General features: G+C 54.9%; 24 protein-coding genes. 11 read left to right on the top strand and 13 right to left on the bottom strand.

Annotated elements, in window-relative coordinates:
• Window positions 1-235: 235 nt before the first annotated feature.
• Complete coding sequence (locus BN1800_RS42215; RefSeq protein WP_244564433.1) at window positions 236-676, top strand: site-specific integrase; 441 nt, start codon at window positions 236-238, stop codon at window positions 674-676.
• Between the two features lie 193 nt (window positions 677-869).
• Here the strand turns inward: BN1800_RS42215 and BN1800_RS40140 are convergent, their stop codons facing one another.
• Entirely contained in the window at window positions 870-1,181 is a 312-nt protein-coding gene (locus tag BN1800_RS40140) for a hypothetical protein (protein WP_143533891.1), read from the bottom strand.
• A 57-nt stretch (window positions 1,182-1,238) separates the two neighbouring features.
• Window positions 1,239-2,486 carry a plasmid recombination protein gene (locus BN1800_RS04420; RefSeq protein ID WP_086994852.1) on the bottom strand — a complete coding sequence of 416 codons (1,248 nt, stop codon included), beginning with the start codon at window positions 2,484-2,486 and terminating at the stop codon, window positions 1,239-1,241.
• Window positions 2,487-2,713: 227 nt separating this feature from the next.
• Between BN1800_RS04420 and BN1800_RS04415 the strand changes: the two genes are divergently transcribed.
• Both BN1800_RS04415 and BN1800_RS41255 read left to right on the top strand, forming a co-directional pair.
• Window positions 2,714-5,752 (top strand): N-6 DNA methylase, encoded by a 3,039-nt coding sequence (locus BN1800_RS04415; RefSeq protein WP_244564432.1) that lies wholly within the window; start codon window positions 2,714-2,716, stop codon window positions 5,750-5,752.
• A 166-nt stretch (window positions 5,753-5,918) separates the two neighbouring features.
• Window positions 5,919-6,518, top strand: a complete 600-nt coding sequence (locus tag BN1800_RS41255) for a hypothetical protein (protein WP_179213749.1) — start codon at window positions 5,919-5,921, stop codon at window positions 6,516-6,518.
• A gap of 300 nt (window positions 6,519-6,818) precedes the next feature.
• On the opposite strand, the gene BN1800_RS04410 is transcribed toward BN1800_RS41255, so the two are convergent.
• The 5 genes from BN1800_RS04410 to BN1800_RS04390 form a co-directional block, all read right to left on the bottom strand.
• Window positions 6,819-7,079, bottom strand: coding sequence for a hypothetical protein (locus BN1800_RS04410; RefSeq protein WP_086994849.1), 261 nt, complete (start codon window positions 7,077-7,079; stop codon window positions 6,819-6,821).
• The gene (locus BN1800_RS04405) at window positions 7,049-8,593 is read right to left on the bottom strand and encodes a hypothetical protein (protein WP_086994846.1); all 1,545 of its coding nucleotides are present in this window, start codon (window positions 8,591-8,593) and stop codon (window positions 7,049-7,051) included. The genes BN1800_RS04410 and BN1800_RS04405 overlap by 31 nt, the downstream gene beginning before the upstream one ends.
• A 219-nt stretch (window positions 8,594-8,812) precedes the next feature.
• Window positions 8,813-9,049 carry a hypothetical protein gene (locus tag BN1800_RS04400; protein ID WP_143533887.1) on the bottom strand — a complete coding sequence of 79 codons (237 nt, stop codon included), beginning with the start codon at window positions 9,047-9,049 and terminating at the stop codon, window positions 8,813-8,815.
• A gap of 359 nt (window positions 9,050-9,408) precedes the next feature.
• Window positions 9,409-9,882 carry a hypothetical protein gene (locus tag BN1800_RS04395; protein WP_143533885.1) on the bottom strand — a complete coding sequence of 158 codons (474 nt, stop codon included), beginning with the start codon at window positions 9,880-9,882 and terminating at the stop codon, window positions 9,409-9,411.
• Window positions 9,879-10,814, bottom strand: coding sequence for a ParA family protein (locus BN1800_RS04390; RefSeq protein ID WP_086994836.1), 936 nt, complete (start codon window positions 10,812-10,814; stop codon window positions 9,879-9,881). Before BN1800_RS04390 ends, BN1800_RS04395 begins: the two co-directional genes overlap by 4 nt.
• A 168-nt stretch (window positions 10,815-10,982) precedes the next feature.
• On the opposite strand from BN1800_RS04390, the gene BN1800_RS04385 reads away from it, so the two are divergent.
• The 3 genes from BN1800_RS04385 to BN1800_RS04375 are packed head-to-tail and all read left to right on the top strand — an operon-like array spanning window position 10,983 to window position 13,122.
• Window positions 10,983-12,062 (top strand): hypothetical protein, encoded by a 1,080-nt coding sequence (locus tag BN1800_RS04385; protein ID WP_086994833.1) that lies wholly within the window; start codon window positions 10,983-10,985, stop codon window positions 12,060-12,062.
• Between the two features lie 2 nt (window positions 12,063-12,064).
• The gene (locus tag BN1800_RS04380; protein ID WP_086994830.1) at window positions 12,065-12,457 is read left to right on the top strand and encodes a hypothetical protein; all 393 of its coding nucleotides are present in this window, start codon (window positions 12,065-12,067) and stop codon (window positions 12,455-12,457) included.
• Window positions 12,454-13,122 carry a hypothetical protein gene (locus BN1800_RS04375; RefSeq protein WP_143533883.1) on the top strand — a complete coding sequence of 223 codons (669 nt, stop codon included), beginning with the start codon at window positions 12,454-12,456 and terminating at the stop codon, window positions 13,120-13,122. Before BN1800_RS04380 ends, BN1800_RS04375 begins: the two co-directional genes overlap by 4 nt.
• A gap of 110 nt (window positions 13,123-13,232) precedes the next feature.
• On the opposite strand, the gene BN1800_RS04370 is transcribed toward BN1800_RS04375, so the two are convergent.
• Together BN1800_RS04370 and BN1800_RS04365 are read right to left on the bottom strand one after the other, a co-directional pair.
• On the bottom strand, window positions 13,233-14,429 hold the full coding sequence (locus BN1800_RS04370) for a helix-turn-helix domain-containing protein (protein WP_143533880.1): 1,197 nt from the start codon (window positions 14,427-14,429) through the stop codon (window positions 13,233-13,235).
• A 17-nt stretch (window positions 14,430-14,446) separates the two neighbouring features.
• Window positions 14,447-15,160 carry a hypothetical protein gene (locus BN1800_RS04365; RefSeq protein ID WP_086994822.1) on the bottom strand — a complete coding sequence of 238 codons (714 nt, stop codon included), beginning with the start codon at window positions 15,158-15,160 and terminating at the stop codon, window positions 14,447-14,449.
• Between the two features lie 286 nt (window positions 15,161-15,446).
• On the opposite strand from BN1800_RS04365, the gene BN1800_RS04360 reads away from it, so the two are divergent.
• The 5 genes from BN1800_RS04360 to BN1800_RS04340 all read left to right on the top strand — a co-directional run bounded on the left by BN1800_RS04360 (window position 15,447) and on the right by BN1800_RS04340 (window position 17,591).
• Window positions 15,447-16,079: a recombinase family protein gene (locus tag BN1800_RS04360; RefSeq protein ID WP_086994819.1), complete on the top strand. Its 633-nt coding sequence runs from the start codon at window positions 15,447-15,449 to the stop codon at window positions 16,077-16,079.
• A 41-nt stretch (window positions 16,080-16,120) separates the two neighbouring features.
• Window positions 16,121-16,390, top strand: a complete 270-nt coding sequence (locus tag BN1800_RS04355; RefSeq protein WP_086994816.1) for a hypothetical protein — start codon at window positions 16,121-16,123, stop codon at window positions 16,388-16,390.
• 386 nt (window positions 16,391-16,776) lie between these two features.
• Window positions 16,777-17,016 carry a hypothetical protein gene (locus BN1800_RS04350; RefSeq protein WP_086994813.1) on the top strand — a complete coding sequence of 80 codons (240 nt, stop codon included), beginning with the start codon at window positions 16,777-16,779 and terminating at the stop codon, window positions 17,014-17,016.
• Between the two features lie 34 nt (window positions 17,017-17,050).
• Window positions 17,051-17,254: a hypothetical protein gene (locus tag BN1800_RS04345; RefSeq protein ID WP_086994811.1), complete on the top strand. Its 204-nt coding sequence runs from the start codon at window positions 17,051-17,053 to the stop codon at window positions 17,252-17,254.
• A 76-nt stretch (window positions 17,255-17,330) separates the two neighbouring features.
• Window positions 17,331-17,591, top strand: coding sequence for a hypothetical protein (locus tag BN1800_RS04340; protein WP_086994808.1), 261 nt, complete (start codon window positions 17,331-17,333; stop codon window positions 17,589-17,591).
• Window positions 17,592-17,610: 19 nt separating this feature from the next.
• Here BN1800_RS04340 and BN1800_RS04335 read toward each other — a convergent pair whose 3' ends face one another.
• The 4 genes from BN1800_RS04335 to BN1800_RS04320 form a co-directional block, all read right to left on the bottom strand.
• A complete protein-coding gene (locus BN1800_RS04335) occupies window positions 17,611-18,015 on the bottom strand; it encodes a hypothetical protein (protein WP_086994805.1) in 405 nt (134 codons plus the stop codon).
• Window positions 18,012-20,063, bottom strand: a complete 2,052-nt coding sequence (locus BN1800_RS04330; RefSeq protein WP_086994802.1) for a DotA/TraY family protein — start codon at window positions 20,061-20,063, stop codon at window positions 18,012-18,014. The genes BN1800_RS04335 and BN1800_RS04330 overlap by 4 nt, the downstream gene beginning before the upstream one ends.
• On the bottom strand, window positions 20,063-20,761 hold the full coding sequence (locus tag BN1800_RS04325) for a hypothetical protein (RefSeq protein WP_086994799.1): 699 nt from the start codon (window positions 20,759-20,761) through the stop codon (window positions 20,063-20,065). Before BN1800_RS04325 ends, BN1800_RS04330 begins: the two co-directional genes overlap by 1 nt.
• A gap of 62 nt (window positions 20,762-20,823) precedes the next feature.
• Window positions 20,824-22,482: a site-specific integrase gene (locus tag BN1800_RS04320; RefSeq protein WP_086994796.1), complete on the bottom strand. Its 1,659-nt coding sequence runs from the start codon at window positions 22,480-22,482 to the stop codon at window positions 20,824-20,826.
• Window positions 22,483-22,503: the final 21 nt, after the last annotated feature.

Raw genomic sequence — 22,503 nt, 5'->3', positions numbered from 1 at the left:
CAGCGCGGATGGCCGTGTCATGCTTTTGGAATGCAAAGATCTTCAGTTTGCGAAGACGCCAAGCCAGATAGCAAAGCAGCTATCAAAAAACGAACGCGAAAGGACGGCCGGATTTGTTGGCCAAGCATCTGAAATGTGTGAGGTTGGTAAATGAGAATAAAGCTGCATTCACCGCTCATTTGAAGCTCGGCCAAGTTCCGAGGTCGCTCTTGCAGACGCGAGTTTTTATCGGTCAGTGAGCCGCCAAATTCGAGGCTATATTTTGCCGATCGGGAAAATTATTGATGGCAATCTCTTTTGCTTCTGTAAATTTCCCGATCGGGAAAAACCACTCGGTCTCAGAAAGGCGTCCGCGACCATCCTCGCCGGGGCCGGCGCGACCGAACATCAGTTGATGGCGATCTTTGGCTGGTCTGATTCCAAGATGGCGCAGCACTACACGAAGCCGCTCAATCCAAGGGGATCATCGATGCCGGTTTCGAGCGCCGCAAAACCTATGTGGCGCGCAAAAATGTCCCACTTTCATCGAGCCGGTGAGACATATCGAGGAAAAAACGACGCAAAAACAACGTTCGAAGACGGAAATGGTGGGCCCGGAGGGACCGCCCGCTGCGCGCCGCCGAAATCGCCTGCCACGCAGCGATCCGGCCCTGTAAATCGCGGACACACTCACTAATGAGCTGCCGGATGTGTACGGCGCAGTGTACATGATGTCAACATTTTAGAGATTTAGCGGGCAAGGAATTCGCGCGGGGGAATTCCTTGTCCTGTTATTGAAAGCAACATAAGAATATAAAAATCCATTGCAACTTTATGTTCATAGAAATTCTCTCGATATTCATAATTTTGCGTCCGTAATGTTGACATTATTATTTAAATTCACGGTATTGACATCGTTTTTTATTGAAAATAATGAACAACGGTGTTTCACGTTGCTGTTGGAGTTTTTGATGAGCTTGTGCAAGGGTAAGTTGAAATTCGATTGGACCGGCGAGTTGTATTGCGAAGTGGACTACAAACACGTCACCGAGCGCGTCACCGCATTCATCATCGAGTGCGCGGAAATGAGACCCACGGCCGTCCAGTGGCGGCAGCCAGGGCGTGTCGCGTACACCATAGACAGACTCGACTTCAGAGATGACAAGGACGGGGCTGACGCTGGTACCATCATCCAAGGACATGCCCAGACCCCAGCGCTTGCACGACAGGAAGCGGAGGAGGCGCTGAGGCGTTGGGTTTCACCGACGCGACTTGCCATGGTGCCTTGAAGGAAATTTCGGAGCAAAAGGCGGAGCCGGGTGTACCGGCTCATCATCAAGCTGAAGCTGAGAGCGTGCATGGTCACGCTCCTGCGCAACTTCAGAGATCGAGCGGCGCATAGCGGAGGTCGCGCTATCGGCCTTTGCCCGACGCCGTCGCTCAGCACCTAGCTGCCGTTCGGCAGCTTCGCGAGCTCTATGGACGCGCTCTAGCTCTGAGGAAAGCTCGCGACGGATTTTTTCGGCGACCTTTGATTTCCGAAGGCCATCCCAAATCGCACGCAACTTCCCCGCAAAGCCGGAATAGCGCTGGACTTCAGCCATTGCCAACCGAGCTGCTTCTTGCTCTTTTATTGCGCGGTCCTGAGCAGCAACTGCGGCGGCAGCCGATTGCTTCGCTGCGGCTGCCTGTCCTTTGGCTTCAGCAATAATTCTCGCGGCTTCAGCTTGTGTCCGATCGATAAGAGAATCGGCGGATTTTTTCAGCGTTTTCGCCCTGGCTATCGTCTTCTGCAGTGCTTTTGCTTGCGTCTTCTCCTGCTGCCAGCCTTCCCGGCTGAGGCGTCGGCGAGCGGGGCCCAGACGGGTTAGACCACACGGCACGGCGACAGCCTCATAATAGGAATCTTGCCAAGCGCGCATCGCGGACTTGTAAGCAGCATCAGCTCGTTTCGAGAGAGTCTTTCCGTCTTCGCCGTCTGTAGCGCCAAGAGACGTGACCTCACGTTTCGCTGCAACCCCGGGGTGGAATCGAGCCGCCTTGAACTCGGGATCGTCTAACGGAATCACGTAGGCATGGAGATGGAAATGCGCTTCGTCTTCATGGCGGATGACACTTTTTAAATCGTCGCCATATTGGCTGCGAAGCCATTCGACGGTGCGCCGTTCCCATTCCAACGCTTCCGCCATTTTCGCGGAATCAGCGCGAACTTCCTCCATTGTGTAAGGATGTGAGCAAACAACAGTATGCAAGGTCTTCTGATCTTGTCTTATCTTACGAGCCTTTCCCCCCTTGACCGCTATCGCAGCGCACGCCGCGGCATTGTCGTGCAGCTCGCGGAGCGCTTCAATTTCCACCCCGTAAACGATAGTCGGCTGCATCGGATTGGCAACATGGATAGACGCTTCTGGATTACGCGCGGCTTCGGAGAGGACGAAATCGACGTTTCGTCCTTTTGGGTCCGCCTTACGGGAATAGGTTTCGAGGTGGGCGAACTGATAGCCCATGACAAGCTCGCTGTTGAACACTTTCCGCAGGATTGTTTAAAGTGCTGCAAACGACAAAGTTGTAAAAAGTGTACAAACTGCGGTTGCTTACTCAGTGCAGCGAATAGGTCGCACCACGGCCTGTCAGGATAAGATGAGTTGCTATCGGGGCTGAACGACGGATAAGACTCGTGCCGGAGTGGCGGTCCTCCGCGAATCGGAAGAGTTGCATTTAATAGGGGCGGGCATTGCTGAAAATCTTCGACAGAATAGCTAGGCGCAACGATAAGCGGACAGAGTCCGAGATTCAGGCTGACGTTCGCCAGTTCATTTTGAGCGCCCCGCTCAATCTGGATGAGGACGACGTCAAGATTGTCTCGCTTGAATCGCAGACCGGAGACCGCAGGCGCATCGATGTCGAGGTTGGTTCGACGGTCATTGAGATCAAGCGCGATCTGCGAAAGGGAAAGGTCAAAGCTGACGCCATCGAACAACTAGCTGGCTACGTGGAACTGCGGATGAACCAAACCGGCCTTCGCTATGTAGGCTTGTTGACTGACGGCACAGAATGGCTTTGCTATGACCTCGTTGAAGGCAAGTTGCGAGAGGTATCGGTGATCACGGTCGAGCCGTCAGCAGCCGACATGGAGAGGTTCACTGTCTGGTTGGAAGGCGTACTCGCTACCGCGCAGAATATCGCCCCAACCGCTCGCAATATAGAGATGAGGCTAGGCTCCGGGAGCAGCTCCTACCAGTTGGATTGGGCGACGATGTCGTCGCTTTACGAACAGAACAAGAATAACCCGACTGTCCAACTGAAACGGACACTGTGGTCACGGCTTCTAACATCCGCTCTCGGTACTGCATTCGAAGATACGGACAAGCTGTTTGTTGAACATACGCTCCTCGTCAATACGGCCGAGACTATTGCTCATGCGGTCCTGGGCCTTCCCATACAATCACTGAATCCCGCTGCACTTTTGGCAGGCGATAAGTTTGATGAAAGCGGAATTCACGGGGTGGTCGAGTCGGACTTCTTTGATTGGGTCGTCGAGATCGAGGGAGGAGATGTTTTTGTCAGAACACTAGCAAAACGCCTCGCGCGGTTTGACTGGAGCAAAGTTGAACAGGACGTACTGAAGGTGCTCTATGAGAGCGTCATCGGAACCGAAACCAGACAGCGTCTCGGCGAGTATTACACTCCAGACTGGCTCGCCGACATTGTCGTCCAGGAAACTGTCGTCGACCCCCTTCATTCCCGAGTGTTGGACGCGGCGTGTGGCTCTGGAACCTTTCTCTTCCATGCGATCCGAACATACATCGCGGCGGCCGAGGCAAAAGGCATGCCAGTGGGAGAGTTGATTGACGGAGTAACGGAGCACGTTATCGGCATGGACCTTCATCCGGTGGCCGTCACCCTTGCCCGTGTCACCTACTTGCTCGCCATAGGCAGGCACAGGTTGGTCGATCCCAATCGAGGGACCATTCGCATCCCAGTCTATCTTGGCGACAGTCTTCAATGGCAGGAACAAAACACCGATCTGTGGGCTGCCGGGAACCTAACTATCCGGACGGACGATAAGAAGGACTTCTTCGGCAACGAACTATCCTTCCCCGATGGGCTTTTGGATAACGCCGCCCGGTTCGACGACCTCGTGACTGAGATGGCCAACAAGGCCTCGACACGCAAGCCGGGGTCGGCGGTGCCCTCACTGAATGCAGTTCTTCAGCGCCTCGCCATACCAGATAAGTTTAAGCCGACGATCGAGGCGACGTTCAAAACTATGTGCCGACTGCACGACGAGGGTCGTGACCACATCTGGGGCTATTACGTCAGAAACCTTGCCCGACCGCTCTGGTTGTCGCGACCAAAGAACCGAGTCGACGTTCTGGTCGGGAACCCTCCGTGGCTCGCCTACCGCAAAATGACGTCAGATATGCAGGCCACTTTCCGCGCGATGAGCGAGGCGCGGGGACTGTGGGCTGGCGGTGAACTTTCGACCCATCAAGACTTGTCTGGATTGTTCGCCGTTAGGGCCTGCGAGCTTTATCTAAAGGTCGAGGGCAGGTTCGGACTGGTGCTCCCGAATGCCGCCATCGACCGGGAGCACTACTCAGGCTTCCGGAGCGGCTACTACGGTGACGGTTCCGGTAATGCCGCCATCGCCTTCGACCCTTCGTGGGACTTGCGGCGTATTCGGCCGCACTTCTTTCCGCGAGCTGCGTCCGTGGTGTTTGGAAGGCGCGAGGAGCACACCAGGGAGACAAAGGAAGGCGAAGGCACATGGGCCGGACGCAAGATGCCGTTGGAGGCGGAAATCTGGAGCGGCCGATTGTCAGGGTCGAATTTGCCCTGGACGCAGGCCAGCAAGACCCTGAGCCGGAAGCCGGGGCAGGTCAAGCATATTGGACAGCTGGCGAAATCGCCATACGATCCTGCCTTCACTCAAGGCGCGATCTTCGCTCCGAGGATAGCCTTCGTAGTCGAGGAGCAGCCTGCGACGTCGCTCGGCGTTCCAGCCGGACGCAAGGCCATTAAGTCGTCCAGAAGCGTGCAGGAAAACAAGCCCTGGAAACTGCTTCCAGACCTGAATGGCGTGGTGGAGACGGAATTCATCCGCCCATTCTTTACCGGAGACAACGCCTATCCATACCGGACAGGCGCGGCGCAGATGGTCGTACTCCCTTGCCGGAAGAGCGGCATCTTACCGTCGTCCCAGATCGATCTTCACCCCGGCCTCAGTCAGTGGTGGGAGCGCGCCGAAGCGCTTTGGATGGAACATCGATCCAGCGAGCGCCTGACTCTGATGCAGCAGCTGGACTTTCAGTCAAAACTGTCCAAGCAACTGCCGACCCCTCCGCTCCGAATCGTCTACAACCGAGCCGGAATGCACTTGATGGCTGCCAAAGTGAAGGAGCCGAGGGCCATCATCGCGAGCGGCCTTTATTGGGCATCAATGGAAACTGAAGAGGAGGCTGACTATCTGTGCGCCGTCATGAACGCCCCCGTCACGACAGAGATGGTGCGGCCATTCATGTCCTATGGGAAGGACGAGCGGGATATCCATAAGCACGTATGGGAGGTCCCGATTCCGAAATACGATCCGGAGATTGCCTCGCATCGCCGCCTCTCCGAACTCGGAAAGAGCGCGGAAGAGATTGTCGCGGCATTTCCCATCGATCCCGATCTGCATTTCGCGGCTACACGACGGCATATCCGGGCGCATCTCGAAGCGACCGGGGAGGGTCAGGAGATCAACGAACTCGTATTTGAACTCCTGGGGTAGCTGGCGCTTCGCCAATCGCATGATTCCATGGACACTGCTCCTTCATCTCTCCGGATGATTAAGATTGAACAGAAGCAAATCGACAAATCCTTAAATCTGCCTTGCCTTTAAACCGTCCAACTTAATGGGGTCAGTTCAAATGAGCGGGCCTCTTATGAGGTGACAAATGAACGACTTCCCTTCGAACATTATGCCTGAAAAAAGCGTACCGCTCGATATGGCAGAGAAGGTTCTGCACCAAGGCGAGCTTTACTTGCAGGCTCAATTTGAATCCGCGCTAGCTTCAGACCAGAGGGCAATGACTATGGCTGCCTTCTTCGCGTCGGTCGCCGCCGCGATCGCAGCTGGAGCGATAGCGTATTGGGACAAAAGTACGGAATTCCCCATACTGCTCGCGGGCTTATCGGGTTCGGTTCTCATGGCAGTTGGCGCCTGCATTTGTCTATGGGCAGCTAGGCCTGTCGATTTCTATTTCCCAGGAACGCACCCGCACTGCTGGGAAAGCGTGCTTCATCAGCCTTTGAGTGAGGTTTTATGGGGCGAGGCGCAGAACTACCAAGAGAATATTGAAAAGAACGCAGCCTTCTTGGAGCAAAACGGCAAGCTGCTTTCACTAGGGGCAATGCTGTCGGCGTCATCACCCCTAATAGCCGTTGCAATCTGGGTTCTATCAGTAGCTATTTACCCTTCTTCCCCGGCGGTGGCGGCTTTGGACGGCTCTCGCTCACCGTCGTCCTTGGATGCTTCTTCGCATACTCCTCAGTGACGTAGCGACCAGTCACGGCGCTTCGATCAGACTTGCCGTCACTAGAAGGTTTTTTAGCCATCTACAGTCTCCTAACCCAATCAGAGGGTCGTAATCTCTCGTGATTCGCGTAAGTGTGTCAAATGTTGGGAGCAAAAGCCATCGGCGGAAAGGAAGAAGGAGCCGTCGGCAAAGCTGTAGTGACCGACTACCACTTACTTCGTAAGTGTCGGCCATTCCATGGATGCTCTTCCGAGGGACGATTTCATCGAGAGCCTTCCGGCGAACCCCTTTATGGTCGGGGAGGCCATACGCCGATCGCTATGCCGCGATCGGAAGCCCAAGCGCCGCGCTCTCCTCATCCGACAGCCATCTGCCGGGGATGATCTCCTCGAAGTCGCGCATCCAGCCCGACGCCGACCGGGCCGCTTGCAATGCTTGCGCTTCCGTCAACCGAATCCCATACGTAGCAGCAAGTTCATCAAGGATCGGCTTGATAGCACTCCGCTGACCGAATGCTTTGTCAAGCTTGCGCACCCGTTCCCCTGCGATCAGCGCAACGTTTGCGATAGTGGGCTGCATTTTCCATCGTTGACCCCGTCCTCCCTGGAGTAGGAGCAGATCGTAGCGTGCGGCCCCGGGAGGTTCTCCGCAGATACTGTCGACATATCTGGTTTTGCGGGATCGAACCTGGCCGACGTTGCCTCCGAAAAGTGAGCAGCGCCCTTTTTATCTATACACCTATTTTCACCGCTCTCCGGTTGCGTATCACCATAGGGGACAATCTCACTCCACCGCGCCGTGGCCGTCCGGACAGAGACGCCTGCCGCCGCAGCTAGCGACGCCCGCGTCACGGCCTCGCCGGACGCGACAAGCTGTTCGTGGGCTTCACGCAGCCGTTGGAGCGTTGCCGCGCCCTTCGCCGCGCCGGAATACCGTCCGCCCGCCGACTGTCGCTCAATGACCGTCTTCAGACCATCGACGACATCGAGCAGTCGGCCACGGACGCGGCGCGGTGCTTCGAGCTTCGCGGCGTCGAAGTGCGAGGCGAGGTAGTCCGCGACTTTACCCGTCACGTAGCTGACGCCGTCCTCGCCCAGCCCCGCCTTCTCCGCGAAGGCGGCCAGTGCTTCGTGGAGATCGTCGGCCATAGCCGCGCGGCTACCGCGCATCCGGGCGTCGGCTCCGAAATGCCATTCGGCCAGGAGCCGCTGGCCTTCCGTGCGCAGCGCGTCGAACAGCCGGTTCGATGCTGTCAGACCGAGACCGGATTGCACTGCCGCCGCCTCCCGTGCGAGGACGGCACGGCTGGCGCTGGTGTCCACATATTCCGCGTACTCAGACAGCGTCGGCCAGACGTCACCGTTCGGCGTGACCGTGTGCCAGAACGGACTCAGCGGATTCTTCATGCGCCCGGTCATGGTCGGAGCAGCCGCGTCCGCGCCAAGATCGAGCAGTGCGGCAGCGAGACCCCGTGCAACGGCGTCGAAGAGCCGGATAGGCTTCTGACGGCACCGGTCGTCGTCGCTACGCCATACTGCCGATCCGTACGGCAGCAGCCATACAAAGTGAGGCCGAGCATACCGGCCATCGTCCTGCAAGTCGCCGACGATTATGTGAGGGAGACATGGGATTCGGCCGTCACGAACGGCCTCGGTCAGACGAAAAAGACATGCCGCTGGTGTATGAAAAATGCCGTCGCAATCGACGCGGAGCGCCGCCAAAAAATCCCTATTCAGTTCAATGTATGCATAGTCGAGTGTCAGCAGCTTGGATGTGCACTGAACTGCTAGAGTGGCTTTGTCGTCTGACGCGCGGGCGTCTCCACCCTTCGGCACGAGTGTCACAAAATATTTTAGGACGACGTTATTTTCGGATCGCAGGCCCATTTCCCGGAATGGCTGCCTTGTTCGCCCGCCGATTTCACGTGCAAAGGGCAGTTCGAAGCCGTTTTCCAAGCGCTTCTTTACTAAACCGTTCTGCTCACTTGCGGCGAGCGCGAATTCGCTGAATTCACCCTTAGTACTGCCCCGCTTTTCACGTGCTTCGCGCTTACGGCGGCGAGCTTCTTCATAGCGACTTTCGAACCCGACCATCCCAGTTCCATCAAGCCAATTTTGTTGACGGGCGGGGGCGAGGAAATCTGTCTGTTGGGCTGGGGTATCTCCCAGCCCGACGCTCACTTCGTCGTCAATGGGGGCTTTACAATAAACATTCTGTCGTTCATTATTTTGAAACAGTGATTAAAAAGACGCCCGAGGGTTCCAGCCCTGTGACGGCGTCTTTTTTAATGCTCGGCCCTAAAACTGTCGGCGTCAATCGCTCACAGCGTAAACCTGCATTCGAAGTGGAACAGCTGCCTGATATAGATCGTCGAGCTGTGCCTTGACCGTTTTCGCGTCGGAGAATCCGGCTCGGATTTCGGCATCGCCGCTTCCGCTTTTGAAAAGCGCACTGATGTGCTCCGCTACTGACCGATATCTCCAGCGAGCAGTGATGATGTCCCGCTCGACTTGCTCCAGTGCGGTCCTGCAATCTTCGATATTGTCCATCTGAAGTCCCAAATTACGCCGATGGAAAAATGTTGGGAGCATTTTCCTGTGCCGTCAACTGCAGCGACGCGAGCAAGACCAATGAATGCAGCGTCGAGGACTACCAGCAAAATGAATAGCTGCTGGGTGGGCCTGGAGGGAAGAAGCGGGCACCTCGGCGTAAGCCTAGATCAGTAACGAAAACAACGTTTTATATCGCGTACGTGCACAATATCGAGCTGGTTTCTGTGTACGCCAAATGCTGAATATGTCAACATTTACGATTTCGATCCGGACCACGTTTGGGAGGCGCAGTCCGGGATACAAAACGGGGCCAAATAAGCCCAAGCGCTGGAACCGGGTCAGTAATTCAGTCGCGACTAAGAAGACCGCAATTGTCCGCCTCGTTTAGCTTCCTCAGAAATAATGTTCAGAGATTCTTCGTGCTCCAATGCTGCACGCAATGCGGCAACCACCTCTTCGCGAGGCAACCGTTCTAACCTCGACTTCGCGATGCCAAATCGTTCGGTACCAATAGTGACAAGCTCACCCTTCTGCGTCGTCGAGCGATCTAAATAACGCCTAACATCCTCCAAAGTCAGGCCACGAAAACTCGCAAGCTCTGGAAGGAACCCCTGGTCATTCTTGGTGATGTCATCAATCACCCTTTCGAGGGGAGCAGATTTGGTCTCTAAAAGCGCCTTTCCCAGACTCATAAGAGCTTCACTTAGTTCCAGGTTCCCCATACGAGGATCGCGTTGAAGAAGCGCTAGGCTTTTTAGATAGCGCCCCACTTCAGCCCCTGTAAGGGGCTTTTTCAGTCTGCCACGAGGTTGGAAAGGCTTTTTATTCACAGTGCATCAATCCTCGTCTTCAACGCTGCAGTGAGGTCCCTGTACATAGTATGAAGTCCTCGACCGCCAATATTTTGGTTTGAGCCCCGGTCGTATACGGGAACGCCTTCGGCCAAAGTTTGAGATATACCTGTACCATCTTCGATATAAGGCGTCACCAGATTCCCCGTCCAATATCGCTGAAGCGAGGTCAGGTGCTGTGTATGATCATCGGTGTAGCCAGAAGCGGCGGGCCCGTGGGTTTTGATACGGGTTATTGCAACCCCGGCGAGCTTTGTGTCAGGGACATGCATTGAACGTGGGGTACCCATCGATGCGAGCGCTTTCAGCCTCTTGTCGATGCCGTTTTGAACCATGCTGTATAGATGGGGGGCTCCGCGCTCCATTACGGCTTCAGGGATAACGGGAATAATGAAGCCATGGCTCGCTGCGATAGCGTTTTGCGAGACAATCTTGGTCGCTGGCGGGCAATCAAAGATAATGTAATCGAACATGGCATCGACACCAGATTCTTCCAGCCAGCGGCACACCAGAGTGCGTTTATCCCATTCAGAGTGGATGGCATTACCGTGGTGAGATGCAGTCAGCTCAATCTCAATATCGTCAAGCTGCAAACTCGCCGGAACGACCTTGAGATTGGTGTAGTGTACAGGGTTCAGTTGCGTACCGCTGACAATGCCCGTTCCTGGCATTGAAGGGTTTTGACCCACAAAGGGCTTGAATATTTCGTTTACTGTCAGGTTTGCACCAACGCGGGCGTTCCAGTTTGTTGCACCTAAGCACACGATTGAAAGGCTGCTCTGATGGTCCATATCTACAACCAGAACTCGTGCGGGCTTATGATATCGAACTAGGCCAGCTGCCAGCTGGAAAGCTAAGGTCGTCTTACCGACGCCTCCTTTGAAATTGATCACGCTTACACGCTTTGCCATGGGTCCCCCAAAAGAGCTGTTTCTATGTTGATAACCGATTCGCGAACACTCGAAATACACCTTCCGATGTGGAGCTGCTGAAACGCAACCCTGAAACGTGTTGGTGAGGTAAGGAGGGGCTGGACAATGCACCACGTTTGCTGTTGAGATTGAATTTCAGGGGGACCAATGTTTTTCTTTTTTTACAATGCAGGAACGCCGTATTCCAATCCGAGTGCTCGTTTGCTGAAGCTGATCGAAGTATTTCAGGAACGAGCGCCGTGGTACGTCGCAAAGAAAATCTTCCATAAGCATCAGGTTCCTATCGGGCATGGGTGGGAGAACACTATCGAAGCCGTCAAGAGTCACAAAGGCGTGGCCGACGTTGACGGCCTCGTTACAGCATATCTAGATCATATTTCCTCCGGAGAGAAATCTGTAAGATTCTACAATCTTGGGAAGGCGAACGTCGACAACCTAAGGTTTCAATATCAGAAGTTCAAAAATGCTCCTTTCCTCCCGCTGCCACTGTCCGGTCAGCAATTGCAGAAAGCGTCCTTGAGCGACCCGGCCTTAGTCTATGTGCATCAGACCCCCACCGGGATGGCCGCGATATATTCCTCGGTGAGAAAGAAGGATGAGCGTCAACGACTTAGTGTCCAATCGCTACCCAAAGCCGCCCAGCAGGCTATTGGTGACTTCGAAGAAATCATTGGCATACATAATCGGAAAGTTCAGGCGTATGACGTTGTTTGGGTTCCCCATAAGGGCAAGGTCATTGAGGTTCGGGCCGACTTTTTAGGAAATGAGACGCAAGAGGCCGTGACGAATGCACACCAGAAAATTTACGCTGATGTCCATGGAAAATCGGGTTCCAAGGCCCTAATTGCGCCAGTTGATCTCTTCCCTGCCATTAAACCAATCTATGACAATTCGAACGAAGGAATTATAATCGAACTGGCATTTGCGACTTCGACCGGTTCTACGAAACATGAGAAGATGCGCGATAGAGATGCTTGCCTCAGAAAAGAGGTGTATCATGTTAACGGCAAGGCTGCCTTGGCGGCAGACATAGAACCATATCGGATTGGAGTTCGGTGGGTCCTTGCTGGCCAACACGGCGAATTCAGCTCCCCGGAGCTTTTCCTTGACGGTCGTGCAACAATGGCAGCATCCACCTCGCCGGGTCTCTTTTCGGCCACAATTCGTAAGTGTAGCGACTCCCAGGAATATTCCGAGATCAAGCAAAAACTTGAGAGCTATCTCTGACTATGAGCGTTGATGCTTCAGAGCCGATTGCGGAAATTGACCGGATACTAGCGGATGATCCCGCTTGCGACGTCGCCAAGAGCATTGCAAAAAATATCGTAGCGCTGAGCCCCAGTCAGGCCAAATACATTTCATACAGCCAGCTTGCAAAGTTTGGAGAGGTAGAGCCAGCGGACGGTCGGCTGCTTCAATGCGTCGCCACCTTGACCTCAGGAAGAGTGCATCTGCTAAACGTGTTCTATGTATATGAAAACGTGAACGGCGACGAATACAAGATATCGCCCGAACAGTTGCAGGAAGCACACCGTCACGGGTTCCTAGTAGACCCAAACTCTGGAGAGGCGGTCAAGGATTTTAGAAAGCACCTCTATCCATACTTCGAGCGTAGTAATTGAAGATGACTGATGCCGCAGGCCAGCAAAGGCCATCTTTGGAGGAGCTTCGTATAGTTTCCTTATCTACCGGTATGGAACTGCAGTACCGGCTGATGAATTTGCGTGCCGGAGGTATGAAGGATGCCGATGAGTTCTACGCGATTGTAGATGCCGCAATCGATTCATGCGTCTCTACAATGGCGAGGTATCCCAAGGAGCTTCAAAAACAGTCCGAGGATCAGCTTTCCATCTTTATGATCGGAAGGCTAGAAGGCATTGGTTTAAATGCCTCTCATGACTCTACTGTAGGTGGCCACTGCGACATTGTTATTAAGGAAGGTGTTGATCTACTTTGGCTCGGTGAGGCGAAGCTGGTGACTGGCAAGCAAAACGCCCATATTGAAGACGGATATCTGCAGCTATTCTCGCGCTACGCGACTTGCTTACCTGCTCAGGACAAAGGTGGGCTTTTGATTTTCTGCAATTGTGAGCGAATTGATCAAGTGCTGGAGAGTTGGATTGGGCATATTGCGGGTAAGCGAGAAAATCTCGAAAAGCTAAAGCACGATCTGGACAAGATCGAATTCTTGTCGCGAGAGCCGCATTCGAATAACGGACGCCAGTTCTTTGTCCGACACAAGCCGATTTCTGTCTTCTGGGCTCCCGAGGAGCGAGTGAAAGGATGACGCTGGGCGGTCAGGCAACAAGCATCTATTGAACACGAACCGTTTAAGCGGGAAGTATTAGAATGCGATGTCGTCGAAGTTCGAGGCATCAAACTGTGGGCCACAAGCTCCTATCGCCGCTTTATGGGCACAACATTGCTACCCGTTGCATCAGCCTTCCCGGGTCGCGAAACGGCAGTTGGCTTTAACGCGACCACACGAGCGGTCTCCATCGTCAACCATCCAGCGGACAGACCGGTCAAGCTTTCCACATCATGTGGGAACAAGGGAAGGTCCTGGCAAAGCGCCTCCTTACTGACCTGCCCGGCATCCACGATAGCCTTGAAAATGTCGGCAAGGAGTGTCGGCTGTTGCAAAGGCCAAGTGTCATCGAAGGGCTCCCCTTTTGAAGAGTATCCCTTGGCACTGTAAATCTTGTATAGCCTCGTGGCCGCGCCACGATCTAGCACGTTAAGGCGTTGTAGTCGCATTATCTGCGCTTTGATAGAAACCCGCCATCGAGATTTCAGCCGCTCTAGCTCCCAGATTGCTGCGGTATCGATCTCGGCACAGAACTGACTGGCAGGGAGGAGAAAGGCGGACGCAAACCGGTGTGCCTGATCTTCGATGAGTTTAAAATTGTCTTCAAACTCATCCTCAGTTACCGCTCTGTGGAGCAGCAAATGGGCTAGTTCATGGGCGGCGTCAAACTGCCTCCTTGCGTAAGATTGCTTGTCATTGGCCAGCAGCACATAGGGCCGACCATCGGAACCCCACCTGCTCAATCCATCTAATTGATCAGTCTCCATTGCCTCGCTGGCGATCACCACTCCAATACGCTCCATCAGCGCGACCATGTCGACGATGGGCCGCAGGCCGATGCCCCAATGCTCTCTGGCAATTTGGGCTAGCCCCTCAAAATCATCCTCTCGCAACGTCTTGAAATTACGCCCCGTCAATAAATCCGGAATATCGACCGCTGGCAGATAAGCGTAGTGCTCCGCAACTGCGGTAACATCTTGCAACCACGCCAGCCGGACTTGCTGCACAAGCCTCTCGCCCTTCAAGGCCCCCGCGAATGACCTAAAAAATGAGGGCCCAGCTGAGCCGGACCGTAAGGTGAGGAAAAAATCTTCCGGAACATTGAGCGTGGCCGCCAACTCGGAGAGCGCCTGCGGTTCGGGAAAGGTCTCACCATCTTCCCACCTGATGACTGTGCTCGGCGCACGTTGCATCAAGTCAGCTAAGGCTTTTCGCGAGGTGATGCCTCTCGCTTGTCTTGCCTCCGCCAACTTGGCACCCACGAAATTCTGTACTCCGCTACGCACTTTCCATCCCAAACTCACTAGTCTTTCTTCATTGCCGCGTTCTCGCCGCGCGATGCCTTGTAACTACGAGCGACCGACTTGAGAACCGGAGGAGCCTTTCCAGTTACCGGAGCAGTTCCGTAGCCCGCTAAAAAATCCTCAATGTCAGACTGGTAGAGGAAAGTTTCCAGCTTGCTGTCCAATACGCTGACAGTCATGGAAGCTATTTTTCCCAAGATCGCAGGGTCACGCCTTACCATGATGAGGACCAATCGTTTCCGATCACTGAACATTTCCGGCGGGTGGAAAAAATCCGGCGACAAGCCCCTGTTCTGGTAACACAGTGCACGCCTAGACGCATTTTTAACGGGTGCATCCTCAAGCTCTCGATGCGACGCAAAGCCGACCATTGTATGACCAAACAGTCCTGTGGTCAGGTGCACCGGCGCATCTTTAACCTCGTCAGGCTTGTACTCGACTGGTACGGATTTGATAAACTCACCTCCGTTTCGCAGCATGACCTGCTCGAATACTTCATCAGTAATCTGATGACGAACGAGACCAATCGCTTTGCTCTGTCTTGGTCGCGACAGCGTCACACCATTGGTGACGGAACCATGCGAACTTCTTACAGCAGCGTCTGCCTGCTCAGCGGCACGTGGAAACTGCTCTTTCACTTCCACGAATACGTTGCGGGGCACATCGCGCCGTATCGCCGCCTCAAATTCGAACCTACGCTCATCGGTGATCATGGAATTTCCTTGTTGCTCCGACTCTGCATTTCGCATTAAGCGGATAATGAGCACAATATTTTGCACTTTGCAATCGTCACAGGTTCTCATCCCTGCGTAGCTGTGACGAATGTGATGAAAGGTTCGCATGGCGCGAGACGGCACTGTCAAGTAGACGCCTGGGCCGACAGGGTATGCCCTCACGGACGTTTGCCACGGCAGCGCAGATGACGTCCGTAAGGGTTGTTGCTTGCATCCGGACGCCCGAGCCTCCGAACACTACCCAATCGGACAGTTCGGAGGCCCCATGCCCATCATTCTCTATGCACGCGTTTCCACCGCAGACCAGAATCTAGACCATCAGGTCACCCAAGCTCGGGCCGCCGGTTTCGTCATCGACGAAGTAATTGCCGACCACGGCGTATCGGGTATCAGCACGAGTCTTGCTGAACGTCCCCAGGGAAGGCGGCTTTTCGATAAGCTTCGGGCGGGCGATACCCTCGTTGTCCGCTGGGTGGACCGTCTTGGCCGCAATTACAGTGACGTGACCGACGCAATCCGCCACTTCATCCGGCAAGGTGTCGTGATCCGCACTGTCATCAACGGGATGACGTTCGACGGATCGACTTCAGACCCGATGCAACAGGCAGTTCGCGATAGCCTTATTTCATTTATGGCTGCCATGGCCCAGGCTCAGGCAGAAGCCATGAAGGAAGCCCAGAAGGCTGGAATTGAGGCGGCAAAACGCGGTGATGGAAAATATCTCGGTAAGAAGCCGAGCTATGATCGCGCGACTTTTGATCTCATTTGCGATCACTTGACTTCTGGCACTGGGGCATCGACCATTGCGAAGCTCGCTGGCGTGTCCCGGCAAACGGTCCTGCGAATTAAAATGGACCCCGTCAACGCAGAAAAGTCCCTCCAAAAATGGGGGCTTTGAAGGACGGAGGAAGCTTGTTCGCAGCTCCGCTCCGACCGTAGATGCGGCTTCTCGAAATCGTTGGCTTTGTCTTCGCAGTCGCAGCGGCAATCTACGTCCTGTGTAAGCTACTTGCCGCGGTGTATGAGATGTACAACGCATCCCGGCAGATGGCGGCGTTGATGGGCTCGGCCAACAGCAGCCAGTTTTCGATTTGGGATATGGCTCACTTCTCACTTTCTTACGGAATTGCGTCGCTCGCCGTTCTGATGATCCCCAGCGGTTTGCAGAAGGAAGGCAAGATAAAGCTGAGCGCAGTCCGGCAGGGGTAGCCTCGCTCTTTTCCGTGTCGATGCTCCATGCCTTCGACCAGAGCCGCGTGTCTCTGGTCGATACGCTTCGCGTACCGGCACTCCCGCATAGACACGGAACCCTTTCGCTCGGTGACAGCGCATCGGGCGGCTCTTATGACCTTCGGTCACCGCCATGCCCATTCTGGCCAAGGCGGGTAAAGAGCCTATGCCGCCCGATGCCTGTCAACCCCTACCTACCGCCGAGAGCGAGGCAAACGATCTCCTCCTAAAACCCTTAAAATCCAACCAAATCCGTTAACGGCTAGAATCCCATAAGCGACATCTTTCCCGCCGTAAGGATTCTCAAGAATCCACATTTATGCTACAAAATCCTCAATGAAATCAAATAGAAACGAGGATTTCCCATGAAGCAGACGATCACGAAAATCCGGGGTTTGACGGTTAATGTCGAGGTGCTTGAAGTCCAGCAGCAAGACAGCAACGGCGTCACGATCTGGTACCACGCAGCCATATACGTCCAGCATCGCGGAAGGTCAGAGAAAAGGCTCCTTCGCAAATCGCGGCTGCCCGGAACAGCGGCAGAGCTGTGCAAAGAGATTCAGCGAGACGGGCTACAGGCATTTGACCGCCTTATGTCACGCTGACTGAACCGTTGGATGTAAATGTTGGAAGCTTAAGATGAAATATAACGCTATCCTCTTTGTCAAACGCTGGCTCGGCATAACCGCTCTCATGCTGGTGCCGCCCACCTATTTCATCGCTGCAATGACGCTGGCGGAAAAGCTCCCGGTCGCGTCAGCAGTATCGTCACTAGTGCCTTATATCGCAGGTCTCTGTTTGCTTTTGATCGCCTTTCGAAAAGGCAGAAGAAAAAAGCATTGAGGCGCGGATCATCGCTTGAAATGGGGAAAAAGTTCTTTATCTGCGAAAATGGCGCAAATTTTATGGAGTATTATGCGTGGACAATAGCTTTTCGGCAGGACTGACGCCATTTATTGTTGAGAAATTTCTAATTTATACTGAATTTATCCAGTTTAACGATCCAGAAAAACTCGGGGCCATGACCGCATTCTTCCTGTTTCTTTTCTGGATTTTTGCCAGGCAAGCGAGAGAAACAAAAAGCCCGTGGCCTTGGTTTGGGTGGGCAAGCCTTGCGGGGGTTTCCCTCGTTAACGGCGGCTCTTTCCTTATCGCCGCCTTAACGCACTGGAGTGCATGACTAAACATCAGCTCACCCCTCAGTAGGGGGTGAGCTGATCCGTATACGTGCATGTGACCGCGATTTTCGCGCCAACCGGGCCGCTGGCGGGGTTGGCGTTCAAAGCCTTGAAGCGCACTCGATTAGCGTAAGTTACTACCCCGGTCATTTTTCGATTGAGTGTCACCATCCAGGCAGACCCTACTGAATCGAGCCGCCGCGCTGACAGAAAAGGCGGTAGATCGAGTTCCATTGGCTCGCCAGTGGCATTCCTAAAAGGGAAAAGGTCTTGCGAGCTTTTCGATTGGTCATAATGCCAATGAGCCACTGCTGCAGGCTTCGCGTACCCTCCAACTAGGCTGCCCGTTAGAGGATAGCATTCCGCGTATGCGGAGCCTGAGAGAGCCGAAATTGCGGTGGTCAAAATGATCAGCTTCATCTTCATCGGCTGTTCTCCTGTTTTTTGATCGGGGGCGCGCTCGAAACGGCAGTCGCCTTGCTACTAGAGTTGTCGTCATCGTCAGGTTCCTCTTTTTCCGGACGAGGAGACGGCGGAATGGCTCCCGGCGTCCCCCGAGACGCAAGGGCCGCAGCGCCGCCGACAGCGGCCGCTACGTGTCCGCCTTCGCCCATCTGGCCGCTTGAGGGCATTTCGAGCCAGCCGGTCGCCACCTTGTCGGCAAGGGAGGCAATTAGGCCAAAAATCTGCAGGCACAAAAACCACTGAATAAACGTCAGCAGGAGTAGCGAGACGATCAGACCGGCAAGTCCGCTGATGTGTCCGCCCGTGCTTCCGAAAAAGGCGGTCGCGAAAAGCCGCTGAACGGTTCCAAGGGAAATGGACAGGAGCATGTACGAGCCGCACAGAGATAGGACGGCGAGAACTGGTCGAAGGCCGACATTGACCAAGAGCATCAGCCCTGCCATCTGCGCCCGACCGGCAAAATCATCGCTGTCCTGTCTCAGCCAGGTCAGCGACCAGAGAAGCGCCGCAATCATAGCCTCAATGATGGCAGAGGCCCATGTGATGGCGGCGACGATCACGAGAAGAAAGGGTAACATCGGCAGGACGTAAGCCCATGCCGCGCCGATCAGCCACAGAGCGCCGATGGCAAACTTTGACCAGTCGAGCAACCACGCAATTGCCCCGCCAGCTCCTACGGCCTCAGAGAGCCAATTTGACGCCCCGGCGCTGGCCGCAGCTCCGGCGACAACACCGACTCCAGCGGCCGAAATCATCGCGTGTCCGGATGAGATCATTGCTCCCATCGGGTCCGCGTCCGGATCGGTGGAAACAAGCCATTCGCTAATATTGCGCGTGACCGGGCCGAGTACCTTGGTCAAAAAGTCCGCCGATTCATCCCCGGCCGCTGCGAGATCGGCGGCGCTGAGATCGACGGCGATTTGCTCGCCGGTTATCTGGTGCCGCAGACCCGCCAGAGCGGCCTTTATGGTGTTCTCAAAGCCGGACATCTTTCCCCACCGGGGAGCCGTGTTCTCGACCCTCTCCCCGGAAAGAGCGGCGGTCAGTTCCGAGAATTGGGCGAGAGATCGCCAGTAGCTTCCCGCGCTGATCCAGCCTTGTGCCTTTGCCGTATCGACGAGTTTCGAACGGGCCTCGCTTTCCAGACTTACGGCCTCCGTACGAGCAGCTTCGGAGATCACCGCATCATATGCCGCCCCTGCTGCCCGGATCACTTCAGCGACCCCGGCAGGGAGCTTTCCAGTCGATTCAGAAAGCATTGCCGTTTCCGGCGTCGCGCCTGGGTTTCGGCCATCCGCATACGCCTTGCCGTATGCGGTCGCGATTGGCCGGATCGCGCTGACGATCGTCGCGACTGCGTTTCGGCGAGCTTCTGAAAATGCCGCTCGATTGTCGGGGATCGTGAACGAAAACCGACCGCAATCCGATCCGTATGACCACGAAACTTGTTGCTGGTATCCCAAGATTCCAAGGCCGCCGACATCGCCGCGCGGATCGGGAATAGGGCTTGTGGAATTGTACCGGCCGCGTCCGACTGCGTTGCCAACCGCAGCACAAATTTCATGTTCGGCTATGTCCAGCACAAGGCCGGAGCCTCCGGAGCTGGTGGGCAAGATCGGCGTGCCATGGCCAGCGACATCCGTCACGAACCCCACCCAAACCGCGTTTGCGATGTTGATCGACACCCGCCCCACTATATCCTTAATGAGGAAATGGACCGGGGAAAAACCGCTGTTGATCGGGACGAGCAAGCCGATGCCGACGATCAGTCGCAAGGGGGTAAAAATCTTATGCCAGCGTTCCCCAAGCACCTTACCAGTGTAAGCGGATTGTACGATTCCGGAAATCGTCATGTATCCGATCAGGCCACAGGCGAAGAGCGTCAGGGCGGCGCTGAAGGTATACAGCACGGCCCCCCACGGCGAACTTGAATCATCTGGTAAGATCGCATTTAGCCAAGACCATGCAATGTCCGTGGCCGGTGGTGTCGCGAGGAGGTCGAAAGTCATCAATCGGCGCTCCTTGAAATCCACGGCGGCAGCATTTCCGGCACTACATCGACGGGGACGAAAAAAGAGCGAGGGCTGATTGGCTCCTCATCTTCCCCTTTTGGCTTCGGAGTGGGCCGCTTATCGCCGCCGCCCGATCCGTCACCGCCGCTCGTTCCCACTTCGGTATCGGCGCGAGAAGCAGGCGTTGGGTCCAGGGAGACTCTAGCTTGTTCTGACAATAGGCCAGCGCCGACAGCACGCATCCCCTCAAGGGCTTTTATGCCGGAAAGATGGTAGTAAGGCTCGCATCTGTCCGGCCATTCGTATCCAGACGCGACCAGCCTATTGAACTCTGCGCCCGATCTGACGGCGATGTCTCTCCATTGCCGAAATTGGTCGATGTGACACAGATAGGCATACAAGCTCGGATCAAAACGCTGCACCCACCTCAAGAGCAGACTTAGCTTCGGAATATCCAGCCGCCGCCAATGCGACAGCTCCCATACCAAATAGGCCTCTAGCAGCGCCGCGCCAGACACATCCGCGTTCCGAGAGCGCTGGCGAAGATCAGAGACTATCGCGCGGTCATGAGGTGCGTGGGCGAAGCGTCGAGAGACCGCGAGAAGGTCAAATTTGTTGACAAGTCCATTGAAAAAGGCCCCCGAAGGAGCCTTTGTAACGTCCGATTTGCCAGTGAAATATTCTCGGATTCTCATGTGCCTACACCCGATGTTTCGCCTATTAAACCGTGGCGGCGGTAGCGGGTGCAAGGCCGTTTTTAACGGCGAGAGATAAACGGCGAGAAATCTACTCCTTCCGGCGCAGGCATCGACATTATTAGCCTTACTTCCGGCGGCGTCAAAAGCTTCGCACCGTAGTTGGCCGCTGTCCCGTTGAGTGCATGTCCGCACTGTTTATCGGCCAAACGATCCCCGACATTCGAACGAACCCAGTCCTTGGCGTTGTGCCGTAGGCTGTGAAAAACCTGTCTCTGCCTCATGTGAATGCCGAGCCCATGCATGTCATTAGACATCTGCTTTTGAGCTGCGTCCGCTGGGTCTTCCGCACTGTGAAAACGATCAAAGACAAAACCAGTTTTCGTCTTGCATGTCTTCATGTACTCGACAAAGCCCGTTTCTCGCAGCAACGGATGTATTGCCACGATCCTCTTCGAAGCCTTGGTTTTTACCGGCCTATCCACTTCTTGCCCGTCGATCCAAAGTGGAAGGCGAAGGTCAAGTACCTCGTTTCCTTCAACATCCACGATGTCGGCCTTCTGCAGGTAAACGAGCTCGGCGAGCCGCATTCCCGTCAGTAGCCCAACAAGAGGTAGCCAGACTTTGTGTGGCTTCCTGATCAATGCGCTTTCGCTTGCCGAACGCAGCCAAAGATTGACGGACGTCAAGAGCAAGGGGTCACGGTCGATAGCCTCTTCAGCCTCTGTTGGCATTGTGACCTTATACGCCCCCATATCGCGAAGGCCTGGCACCCCGGCCGCCACTCGCGACCAGATATTTTTCACTTCAGAAAGATAGCTGCCGACGGTTGTTTCGGACAGGCATCGCCGACGCTGATCCGCAGGCAACTTCGAGTTCGCCTCACCCATTTCTTTCAAAGTCATTCCTTTGAAAGATTTGATTTTCGAGCGATTCGCAGGCACGCGAGCGAGAATGGTCGCAAAATCCTGCATGTGGATCGGCAGGTAGTACCGGAGTGGCTTGTCGCCAATCACCTCCAAAAAAGCCGTAAACGCTGTTTCCAAGCGCTCCTCATAGCGCGTGCCGTCCTTATCGTCTGGGTTCAGCGCGGCTTTTCTGGCATCGAGAATCGATCGCCCAGCTACGCTCAAAAGCGTTGTTGGCTTGAAAGCCCTTTCGTCGCACTCGTGTTCGGAGTCAGCCTCAACCGCTATCGGGGGAGCCGGAGCGGCGATTTGGTGCTCAATTCTCCCAAGCAAGCTTACGACGCTTTCATACGTTGCCCGTTCGGCCTCCCAGGCAACCGCATCGCTGGAAAGCGCGCCGGAGATTTTGCCTAACCGATCGCGAAATAATTCGATCTCGCGCTTCCGAGCGATGGCGACCTGTTCTTCCCGACGAAGGGCCGGGAGAAAATCAACATCACCTTCTTCTATCGCGTCCGCTATTCGCGACATGGCGCGCAGCTCGCCGAGACCAGCACCGAAGCGCTCTCGATCCAAGGATTTCAATTCTTGGGCCAGCGTTGACAGACTTTTCAAAAGGATTTCTCTCGTCATCGTCGGACTTTCCATCAGGCGCAGGCTTTCCGCCGCGAGCAGAAAAGCCCTTTTTTTCGCTGTTGCGGCAGATATCGGCCCTAGATTCACTCTGAGGGGCGAGGTGCCGAACCTGATCTTGAGACTAGAAGGAATTCTTTGTTGAAAGGTGAATCCCCCACTGCGCTTCCATAAGTACATTTCACGCCTTTTCCCTTCTAG

Source organism: Rhizobium sullae (assembly GCF_900169785.1).
GTDB classification, from domain to species: domain Bacteria; phylum Pseudomonadota; class Alphaproteobacteria; order Rhizobiales; family Rhizobiaceae; genus Rhizobium; species Rhizobium sullae.
The sequence above is the reverse complement of the archived record's forward strand: the minus strand, read 5'-3'. Positions and strand labels throughout refer to the sequence as shown.

Excerpts from the sequence above, each read along its gene's own strand:
- BN1800_RS04390 (WP_086994836.1), bottom strand. The coding sequence starts at position 10,814 with ATGGCAAAGCGTGTAAGCGTGATCAATTTCAAAGGAGGCGTCGGTAAG.
- BN1800_RS04400 (WP_143533887.1), bottom strand. The coding sequence starts at position 9,049 with ATGGACAATATCGAAGATTGCAGGACCGCACTGGAGCAAGTCGAGCGG.
- BN1800_RS04405 (WP_086994846.1), bottom strand. The coding sequence starts at position 8,593 with ATGGTCGGGTTCGAAAGTCGCTATGAAGAAGCTCGCCGCCGTAAGCGC.
- BN1800_RS41255 (WP_179213749.1), top strand. The coding sequence starts at position 5,919 with ATGAACGACTTCCCTTCGAACATTATGCCTGAAAAAAGCGTACCGCTC.
- BN1800_RS04385 (WP_086994833.1), top strand. The coding sequence starts at position 10,983 with ATGTTTTTCTTTTTTTACAATGCAGGAACGCCGTATTCCAATCCGAGT.
- BN1800_RS04355 (WP_086994816.1), top strand. The coding sequence starts at position 16,121 with ATGCGGCTTCTCGAAATCGTTGGCTTTGTCTTCGCAGTCGCAGCGGCA.
- BN1800_RS04420 (WP_086994852.1), bottom strand. The coding sequence starts at position 2,486 with ATGGGCTATCAGTTCGCCCACCTCGAAACCTATTCCCGTAAGGCGGAC.
- BN1800_RS04350 (WP_086994813.1), top strand. The coding sequence starts at position 16,777 with ATGAAGCAGACGATCACGAAAATCCGGGGTTTGACGGTTAATGTCGAG.
- BN1800_RS04410 (WP_086994849.1), bottom strand. The coding sequence starts at position 7,079 with ATGCAGCCCACTATCGCAAACGTTGCGCTGATCGCAGGGGAACGGGTG.
- BN1800_RS04360 (WP_086994819.1), top strand. The coding sequence starts at position 15,447 with ATGCCCATCATTCTCTATGCACGCGTTTCCACCGCAGACCAGAATCTA.
- BN1800_RS04345 (WP_086994811.1), top strand. The coding sequence starts at position 17,051 with ATGAAATATAACGCTATCCTCTTTGTCAAACGCTGGCTCGGCATAACC.
- BN1800_RS04380 (WP_086994830.1), top strand. The coding sequence starts at position 12,065 with ATGAGCGTTGATGCTTCAGAGCCGATTGCGGAAATTGACCGGATACTA.
- BN1800_RS04330 (WP_086994802.1), bottom strand. The coding sequence starts at position 20,063 with ATGACTTTCGACCTCCTCGCGACACCACCGGCCACGGACATTGCATGG.
- BN1800_RS04320 (WP_086994796.1), bottom strand. The coding sequence starts at position 22,482 with ATGTACTTATGGAAGCGCAGTGGGGGATTCACCTTTCAACAAAGAATT.
- BN1800_RS04325 (WP_086994799.1), bottom strand. The coding sequence starts at position 20,761 with ATGAGAATCCGAGAATATTTCACTGGCAAATCGGACGTTACAAAGGCT.
- BN1800_RS04335 (WP_086994805.1), bottom strand. The coding sequence starts at position 18,015 with ATGAAGATGAAGCTGATCATTTTGACCACCGCAATTTCGGCTCTCTCA.
- BN1800_RS40140 (WP_143533891.1), bottom strand. The coding sequence starts at position 1,181 with ATGTCCTTGGATGATGGTACCAGCGTCAGCCCCGTCCTTGTCATCTCT.
- BN1800_RS04365 (WP_086994822.1), bottom strand. The coding sequence starts at position 15,160 with ATGATCACCGATGAGCGTAGGTTCGAATTTGAGGCGGCGATACGGCGC.